The sequence below is a fragment of the Dehalococcoidales bacterium genome (assembly GCA_035529395.1).
GTDB lineage: Bacteria > Chloroflexota > Dehalococcoidia > Dehalococcoidales > Fen-1064 > DUES01.
In genome coordinates, this window is record DATKWT010000029.1 from 1 (window position 1) to 8399 (window position 8399).

An 8399-nucleotide genomic window follows, 5' to 3' on the forward strand; every position below is an offset into this window, starting at 1 on the left:
CCCACCAGGCCCAGGCAGAGCGCACATGCCATTATCGCGAAAAGTAGTTTTTTCATTTTTGTTTCTCCTCCGTATTTGGATTAGCTTTGTAAGCTTTGTGTTGTCAGGTTTCTATTGAGGTACCCCTCACCAGAGACAATCACACCTCTGGAGAATCGACCAGGGCGCATCATATCCTGTCAGCCTCTGCCGACAGGGACGTAAATAGTAGCACGCCCTGGCGGGCGTGTATGTCGCTGCGATGGTGATTCTACATAGTCAGAATGATGGTTCCTGTCACGAAGACGTGTCACGAAATTGACGACAGAGCTACAGGCAAACCCGGGGAGGGAGCGGGAACGCGTAGTGCCGGAACAAAGTCCGGCCACGTGTTATGATGCGGGGTGCCTACCACTATTCTGGAGAGAGCCGAACGAGACAGGTCTAGTTGGGAAGCAATCGGCTGTTGCTTGTCAGGTGGTGGCTGATGGCATAGGCCACCACCTCAGCACGGTTCCTCAGGTGAAGCGTTTCCATCAGGCGACGAAGATGCGTTCTGACAGTGCTCTCACTGATGAATAGACGATGGCCAACCTCGGTATTGGTCAAGCATTCTCCGACCAGTTGCAACACTTCCATCTGCCTGCTACTGATCTCCGATTCGTGATTGGTTCCATTTTCTCGGTTGCGGAACTCGGCAACTAGCAAGGTAACCGTATGCTGAGACAGCATTACCTCACCGGCGGCGATAAGCCTGACGGCATCTACCACCTCCTCGAGGGTGCTACTCTTGAGCAGGTAACCCTTCGCCCCTGACCGGAGAGCTTGACGCACGTTCCCTTCCTGCTCAGAGGCGGTGAAGATAACCACTTTGGCGCCGGGGAAGTCCTCCCTCATGGTCACCATGGCTTCCAACCCGGTGCAGCCCCGCATGAATATGTCCACGAGGACAATGTCCGGCCTCAGTTCGAGTGCCTTGCGAATAGCCTCCGGGTAGTCTCCAGCTTCACCGACAACGTCAATATCAGCTGCAGCACCCAGTATGCTAATCAGGCCGGTACGTACCACAGGGCAGTCATCAACCACGAGGACTCTTATCGCCTCAGCCATACTAACCTTCTCCGATGAGACTTTGCCATGCGGGGATACTGAGCAGTCTCTCATTGACCTGCTAAGTCGCTGTCACAGTAATCCCAAGATTATGCCATAGTAATATCCTGAACTGCTGCCGTTAGATACCAGTATAAGACCTGTAGGAATTCGGTAGCAATTGTGCCCGAGCTGTAGCAGTGACATGGCGGCACGAGCATAGGGGGGTACCTCCACGGCATTCATCACAAGACAGGAGAGCAGGCGGAACTCCGTGTCGGTGAGCTTTTCCCTGGCGCTATCCGGCAGGTCATCGACGTGGCCGGGGGAGCTGGAGTGGTCCTCACGGCGCTTCCGGTACTGTTTCTTGCGCCTGAGAATGGAGTGCACCCTGGCTACCAACTCGCGCAGGCTCAACGGTTCCCCCAGGTATGCGTCAACCCCCATCTCCAGAATCTCCACCGATTTCCCCTCGAACCCTACCGCTATCAACGGCACGTATACTTCCACACGTATACTCAAATACGACTGACCTGTCTCCTCCAGCAATACATCCTCTTCGATGATTACCAGATCAGGCCGTGCTTCGTAGAGGTTCTTCAAACCCTCACTCGCACTGCCGCTGGCAACCACCTCGTAACCCGACACCTCCAGCGCTCCCGAAATACGGGATGCCGTCAGTTGGTTACCGTGAACAACAAGGATGCTCTCTCTGCTGTCCATCAGCACTCCAGAAAGGTATTCAGTCAAAATGATACAACAGGGAGGTCAACAAAATGGTCGCAAGGGTCAACAAACAGGTCTTTGATAGTCCATTTCTGGTCCTATTTGGGTCAACAAAGGAGAGCAAAAAGAAAGGGCAGGCGTTTGCCTGCCCTTAGCAGGTTGCTGAAAAAAGGGAGTCCAGATGGGCTCCGCCCCTTCTGAGGGGCGCTCGCACGGGATTGGTCGAGAGGGTTTTTCATCACCCTGTTAGATGGCGAAAGGATCCGGATGGGGACTACGCTTGTTTTGCGAACCGGTAGCCTATGCCCCTCTCACTGTGAAGGAGCTGAGGCTCGTCAGGGTTCGCTTCGATCTTGCGCCGTAGTCGGTAGATGTACCTCTTGACCAGGGTAATGTCTGTGGTGCACTCTGGGCTCCAGGCTTTCTCCAGGAGCAACTGGTGGGTCAGCACTTTGCCCGTGTTCCTGACCAGCTCGGACAGCAGCTTGAACTCGATGGGTGTCAGCTTCACACTCTTGCCACAGGCAATCACTTCGCGAGTACCGAAGTTGATCATGAGGTCGTCCTCCAGCATGAAAATGTGGTCCTTTTTAAAACCGCTCCCGTCTATCCGTCGCATCAGCGCCTTTACCCTGCCCAGAACGTCTATGGGACTGAACGGCTTGCCGATACACTCATCAGCCCCGGCATCCAGGTACTCGGTCCGTTCCAGCTCGCTGGTCTCCGATTCGGCGATCAGTATCAGCCCCACGTCCGAGAACTCACGGATCTCGCCAATCACACTGGCGCAGTCCGTAGCAGGACAAGAACAGATCAGAAATACCAGGCTAGGCGATTCGGTCTCGATAAGGTGGATCCCGCTATCAAAGTCCTTAGCAACGATAACCTGCAGGTCCGAATAGCCTATTTGAAGACAGAGGGTGATATATTTGGCCTGGTCCGATCCCTTCTCGATTACCAGCACCTTCATCACTCCCTCCTTAGTGCCCGCGCACATATATCCCTGCTTCCCAGTGTGATGCTCGGTACGTTGAACTCCCATCGAAGACGACTATGAAGCTCCTGTCCGTCCAGAGAGGCAGGGCCGTCACTCATAATAACTGTGCTGGATTGGTGCCGGTGCAATGTGGTCATGGCCTCCTCATTACTGTCGGCGAACTGAACATGGTGACGGCAGTCTGCCGAATCGTCCGCTGTCACTCTCCCTCAGAACCGACAGCTTCTGACACCCGAAGACTCCGGCACGTTTGGTCGATTTCAACAAGAACCTCCTCTATGCCTATGTACTCAGGCCTTTGCTGAAGTGCTACTTATACTCACTATGTCACGTGATGTACCTGTGGGTAAGCCCTAGAAGTACCAACATGGGGAGCCAACTGGTTCATGGTTATAGTTCGAGAGACCAACGCCTGTTCAATACCACCATCCTCCTCATGGTGCCATTTCCCCGGAACAGATGGATGGTGATAAAATTGTAGGACATCGACAGTGCAGTGTAGTGGAGATTGACAACCAATTTCCATGGATATACTATTGATGACAAGCAGTGAGACCGGAATGCCTCCGTCAGCCGCGATTATACCAGTGCAATCGTCATATAAGGAGTATTAATGAGCAAGCTAAGAGAAGCCCTTGAAGGTGGAAAGTTCGTGGTTACTGGAGAGATTGGGCCACCTAAGGGGGTGAATATAGATAAATGCCTGGAAGATGCAGACAACCTGCGCGACCGGGTGGTGGCGCTAAACGTTACTGACCTGAAGAGTGCCGTGATGCGGATTGGCTCAATGGCCGTCTGTGCCAAGCTGGTTGAGCGGGGGCTGGAGCCGGTCTTTCAGCTTACCTGCCGTGACCGGAATCGGTTGGCACTTCAATCGGACCTGCTCAGTGCCTGGGTACTCGGTATCGAAAATGTACTCTGTCTGACTGGAGACCACCCTAATATGGGTGACCACACTGAAGCAAAATCGGTCTATGACCTTGACTCGGTGCAACTGCTCAAGGCTACCAGCACTTTGAACCAGGGGTTTGACATGACCGAGCACGAACTGGATGGCAACCCCGACTTCTTCCTGGGTGCAGTGGTTGCCCCGGCGGCTGATCCTTTGGAGCCCGAGATAATCAAGATGGGAAAGAAGACAGAAGCTGGAGCCAGGTTCTTTCAGACCCAGGCTGTCTTTGAACCGGAGATATTTGAGCGATTCATGGACCAGGCACAAAAATTCAAGGTACCAATTATTGCCGGTATTGTAATACTTAAAAGTGCCGCCATGGCCAGGTTTATGAATTCAAATATGGCTGGAATCAGTATTCCGGATAGCCTTATCGAAGAGATGGCGGAAACCAAAAAGGAAGACCGCAGGAAAAAGGCCGTTGAAATCACAATCCGCCTTATCCGACAGGTAAAGCCACTCTGTCAGGGGGTTCATATTATGCCGCTGGGATGGGACGAACTTGTGCCGGAGATTATCAAGGAGGCTGAACTTAATTAGTGTCATGTGGTGCAAGGAACACCCATCGCAGAATCTTTTAATAAGGGAGTGTAGCATCGATACCTGTTATATCCACACCCTTTAGCGGACCGATTTCAGTAGTGATGATAAACTACCGCCCTGCATGGTGAGGACCAGGGGGTGTGTCGTTGGGCAGTAACCACGACGCCTCACTCTGTAGTGTTACCCTTTTACCTGAACAAGAGCGGACTGTCGCACCGACTATCACCGGCTCTGGATATATGAGAATGATGCCGAAGCTGGTACCGGTGCTGCGAACGTTGTGGACAAGGACATTGGCTTCCAAACATGGCCTTGATATTGTAGGATACTCGTGGAGAGGAATATGAACAGCGAATTTCGTAATCTCCCCGGTGTCGACCAGGTAGTCTCCCACGAGCAACTCCAGGAGTTTCAGGAGAGCTTTCAACATGCCTTGTTGGTGGATGTCGTTCGGGAAGATTTGGAAAAAGCCCGGCGCTCCATTACCGAAGGCAATCGTTGCCCGACAATCGAAGAAATCGTTGCTTCTGTTTCCGGACGACTGCGTGCCCTGGCAAATCCCGGTCTGCGCCCCGTGATAAATGCCAGCGGAGTGCTTCTGCACACCAACCTGGGAAGAGCGCCGCTCAGCCCGGAAGCAGCACGGGCAATGACCCCGGTGGCTACCAGCTACAGCAACCTTGAATTCGACCTTGAACAAGGGCGTAGAAGCTCCCGACACGTACACGTGGAGAATATCCTCTGCCAGCTTACCGGTGCCGAAGCGGCACTGGTGGTCAACAACAACGCTGCCGGAGTGCTGCTGGGTCTTTCCGCCCTGGCGAAGAGGAAAGAGGTGGTTGTCTCCCGGGGACAGGCGGTTGAGATTGGCGGCAGCTTTCGCATACCCGACGTTATGCGGCAGAGCGGGGCCAGGCTTGTTGAAGTGGGCACAACCAATTGCACCTACGCTGCCGACTACGAACAGGCCGTCACTCCGCGTACCGCAGCGTTGATGCGTGTCCATTCCAGCAATTTCCGGGTGGTCGGATTCGTCCATGAGGTAAGCCTTGAGGAAGTGGTGGCTGTCGGTGAGCACAATGGCATTACGGTTCTTGATGACCTGGGCAGCGGCTGTTTTCTGGACACGACCGTGTACGGACTTGACCCTGAGCCAATGGTACAGCAGAGTGTTGCCGCCGGAGTAGGGCTGACCTTCTTCTCCGCAGACAAGCTGGTGGGCGGACCGCAGGCGGGCATTATTGTCGGCAAGCGTCAGTTCATCGATAAACTCAAGAAGCATCCACTGGCCAGGGCGGCGAGGATTGACAAGATAAGGCTGGCGGCCCTGGTTGCTACGCTGGTACATTACATAAAGGACGAAGCCACGGAGAAGATACCGGTCTGGCGGATGATTGCCGCTCCCCTGGATGAGATTGACCGGCGGGCAGGGCAGTGGGCCCGTGTTATGGGGAATTTGGCCGATGTGAGGGACGGGGAGACAATGGTTGGCGGAGGCAGTCTTCCCGGTGGTACCCTGCCCACCAGGCTGGTGGCTATCCGTACGGGAAAGGGCAGTCACTCGCCACAGGCGCTGAGCAGAATGCTGCGTAGCCGGGAGACACCGGTTGTCGGGCGTGTTAATGACGACATACTACTGCTCGACCCGCGCTCCGTGCTGCCGGAAGAGGATAACGCCGTACTCGAAGCACTGCATAGCCTGGTCGAAGAACTGAAATAGAAGGCGTAACTGCAGGAAGACGGGAGAGGTTGAGCGATGTTCGTACTGGGCACCGCGGGACACATAGACCACGGTAAGTCGGTACTGGTGAATGCCCTGACCGGGATTGACCCTGACCGGTTGGAAGAAGAAAAAGCGCGGGGCATGACAATCGACCTCGGCTTTGCCTGGATGAAACTGCCCAGTGGTCGAGAGGTCGGCATCGTCGATGTTCCCGGGCACGAGCGTTTCGTGAAGAATATGCTCGCCGGCGTGGGCGGGATAGACTTGGCTCTACTGGTTATCGCCGCCAATGAAAGCGTAATGCCCCAGACCAGGGAACACCTGGCAATCCTTGACCTCCTGGCAATCTCGAGAGGAATCGCCGTCATCACCAAGAAGGACCTGGTGGATGACGAATGGCTCGACTTGGTGCGGATGGAGGTTGAGGAGCTGCTGGAACCGACTTCCCTGTCGCAGTCACCTGTTGTCGTGGTATCGGCCCTCACCGGTGAAGGTCTGCCGGAGCTTACGACCACAATCGACAGGATGCTGGAAGAGAGCGTACCGAGAAAGGAGACTGACCGGGCCCGTTTGCCGATAGACCGGGTATTTACCATGTCCGGCGCAGGTACGGTTGTAACCGGCACGCTGATTGAAGGCTCACTATCCGTAGGGGACGAGGTGGAGGTCGTGCCCTCCGGGGTGAAATCACGGCTGCGCGGACTCCAGATGCACCGGTCACGGATAGAGACTGCCCAGCCCGGGAGCCGGGTTGCTGCCAACCTTGTCGGTATTACCACGTCACAGTTGCAGCGCGGTGATGTACTTGCCCGGCCCGGCTGGCTGAAGCCGACTACCATGCTGAGTGCCCGGTTTCGACTGCTTGACTACGTCCGCCGGCCGCTGAGACACAACGCGAAACTGAGCTTCTTTACCGGAGCCTCTGAAGCAGTCGTCAAGGTCCGCCTCCTCGAAGCGGATGAGCTAAAACCGGGAGAGGTTGCCTGGGTGCAGCTACTGCTGGACAGGCCGGTGGCTGCTGTCAACGGGGACCACTTCATCATCCGCTCAACCACGGATACGCTCGGCGGTGGGAGAATTACCGACGCACACGCCAGGCGACTTCGCCGCTTCCGACCGAACGTTATCGATGGACTTATCACCAGGGAAGAAGGCAGCGTCGACGACATTGTCCTGGCACTGCTCGGGGCAAGGCAGCCGGCAACGCCTTCGGTAATATCGGAGCAGAGCGGGCTGCCTCCGGGGGAGGTCGGACCGTCTATAGAAGCGCTAATCGGACGGGGAGAGGTGGTTAGAATCGGGCCAGGGGAGAACGACGTGCTGTTTACACCATCCGGCTGGGATGGTATGGAGGAAAAAGCAGTGGCCCTGGTTCGGGACTACCATAATAGATATCCAACCCGCCCCGGCATCCCCCGTGTGGAACTGGGTAAAAAGCTTGCGCTGCAGGTACACTCCCAGGCCATCCTGGGGAAGCTGATCGAACAGGGTGCAGTGGTGGAGGAAGGGCTGAATATACGCCTCTCAGGGCACCAGGCACAGCTGACTCCGGCACAACAGGGCAGGGTGGATGTGTTTCTGAAGTCACTCAGTGAGAACCCCTACACGCCCCCCGGCGACCTGGTACCGGAGCCTGACGTTTTAAATCTCCTCATTGAAAAGCAGGAAGTGGTAAAGGTAGCTGAAGGTGTGGTCTTCTCCACGGATACCTACAATGATATGGTGGCAAAGGTAACCGCTCATATCATGGCACAGGACAAAGTGACCCTGGCCGAAGTACGCGATATGTTCCGGACCAGTCGCAAGTATGCCCAGGCCCTCCTGGAATACCTGGATAGCAAAAGGGTTACTCGCCGCGTCGGTGACGAAAGGGTGCTGTACTAATATTCCACCGACAATATACGAGGTGCAGGGCGGGACTTACTTGCTTTGCTCGTCCAGGTACGCGGCGACATCGATAAACATGAAGGGTTCGCCCTTGGTGAAGGTCATGCCCTCGCCGATGGTTATGGTGCGATTTTTGACTTTCAGTGGTGCGGCCTTGATGCTGGTCCAGGTGCCGTCGGAGTTCTTCTTGAATCTGTCGACTATTGACTGCTCCTGCTCTGTCATGGTGACCCTCCCTTATCATCTCCGCAAGTCTGATTAAGATTGTTTAATTCTCAGGTCTCAGAGAGCAGAAGTTTATCATCTCGCGTGGGTGGTGTCAAGTATTCGAATTGCCCCCTAATCCATCGATTCTTTTGGGAAGACCTTACCTGTCATTGCGAGGAGCCGCAGACGACGAAGCAATCTCCACGGGATTGCCGCAATCCCACCCTCACCTGTCATTCTGAGCGTACCTGCTGGCAAAGCCAGCAGGCCACAGCCGAAGAATCTGGGGTGTTATG

General features: G+C 55.1%; 7 protein-coding genes. 3 read left to right on the forward strand and 4 right to left on the reverse strand.

Annotated elements, in window-relative coordinates; all coding sequences use genetic code 11:
• Positions 1-423: 423 nt before the first annotated feature.
• The 3 genes from VMW13_01790 to VMW13_01800 form a co-directional block, all read right to left on the reverse strand.
• Complete coding sequence (locus VMW13_01790; protein HUV43540.1) at positions 424-1089, reverse strand: response regulator transcription factor; 666 nt, start codon at positions 1087-1089, stop codon at positions 424-426.
• 72 nt (positions 1090-1161) lie between these two features.
• Complete coding sequence (locus VMW13_01795; protein HUV43541.1) at positions 1162-1791, reverse strand: hypothetical protein; 630 nt, start codon at positions 1789-1791, stop codon at positions 1162-1164.
• Between the two features lie 277 nt (positions 1792-2068).
• A complete protein-coding gene (locus VMW13_01800; protein ID HUV43542.1) occupies positions 2069-2764 on the reverse strand; it encodes a response regulator transcription factor in 696 nt (231 codons plus the stop codon).
• Positions 2765-3404: 640 nt separating this feature from the next.
• Between VMW13_01800 and VMW13_01805 the strand changes: the two genes are divergently transcribed.
• The 3 genes from VMW13_01805 (at position 3405) to selB (ending at position 7893) form a co-directional block, all read left to right on the forward strand.
• A complete protein-coding gene (locus tag VMW13_01805; GenBank protein ID HUV43543.1) occupies positions 3405-4283 on the forward strand; it encodes a methylenetetrahydrofolate reductase in 879 nt (292 codons plus the stop codon).
• A 346-nt stretch (positions 4284-4629) separates the two neighbouring features.
• Complete coding sequence (selA, locus tag VMW13_01810; GenBank protein ID HUV43544.1) at positions 4630-6006, forward strand: L-seryl-tRNA(Sec) selenium transferase; 1377 nt, start codon at positions 4630-4632, stop codon at positions 6004-6006.
• A 36-nt stretch (positions 6007-6042) separates the two neighbouring features.
• On the forward strand, positions 6043-7893 hold the full coding sequence (gene selB, locus VMW13_01815) for a selenocysteine-specific translation elongation factor (GenBank protein HUV43545.1): 1851 nt from the start codon (positions 6043-6045) through the stop codon (positions 7891-7893).
• Between the two features lie 36 nt (positions 7894-7929).
• On the opposite strand, the gene VMW13_01820 is transcribed toward selB, so the two are convergent.
• On the reverse strand, positions 7930-8121 hold the full coding sequence (locus VMW13_01820; GenBank protein HUV43546.1) for a hypothetical protein: 192 nt from the start codon (positions 8119-8121) through the stop codon (positions 7930-7932).
• Positions 8122-8399: the final 278 nt, after the last annotated feature.

What these genes read in the sequence shown, in the direction of transcription:
- VMW13_01790 (HUV43540.1), bottom strand. Translation starts at nt 1,089, where the DNA reads ATGGCTGAGGCGATAAGAGTCCTCGTGGTTGATGACTGCCCTGTGGTA.
- VMW13_01795 (HUV43541.1), bottom strand. Translation starts at nt 1,791, where the DNA reads ATGGACAGCAGAGAGAGCATCCTTGTTGTTCACGGTAACCAACTGACG.
- VMW13_01800 (HUV43542.1), bottom strand. Translation starts at nt 2,764, where the DNA reads ATGAAGGTGCTGGTAATCGAGAAGGGATCGGACCAGGCCAAATATATC.
- VMW13_01805 (HUV43543.1), top strand. Translation starts at nt 3,405, where the DNA reads ATGAGCAAGCTAAGAGAAGCCCTTGAAGGTGGAAAGTTCGTGGTTACT.
- selA (HUV43544.1), top strand. Translation starts at nt 4,630, where the DNA reads ATGAACAGCGAATTTCGTAATCTCCCCGGTGTCGACCAGGTAGTCTCC.
- selB (HUV43545.1), top strand. Translation starts at nt 6,043, where the DNA reads ATGTTCGTACTGGGCACCGCGGGACACATAGACCACGGTAAGTCGGTA.
- VMW13_01820 (HUV43546.1), bottom strand. Translation starts at nt 8,121, where the DNA reads ATGACAGAGCAGGAGCAGTCAATAGTCGACAGATTCAAGAAGAACTCC.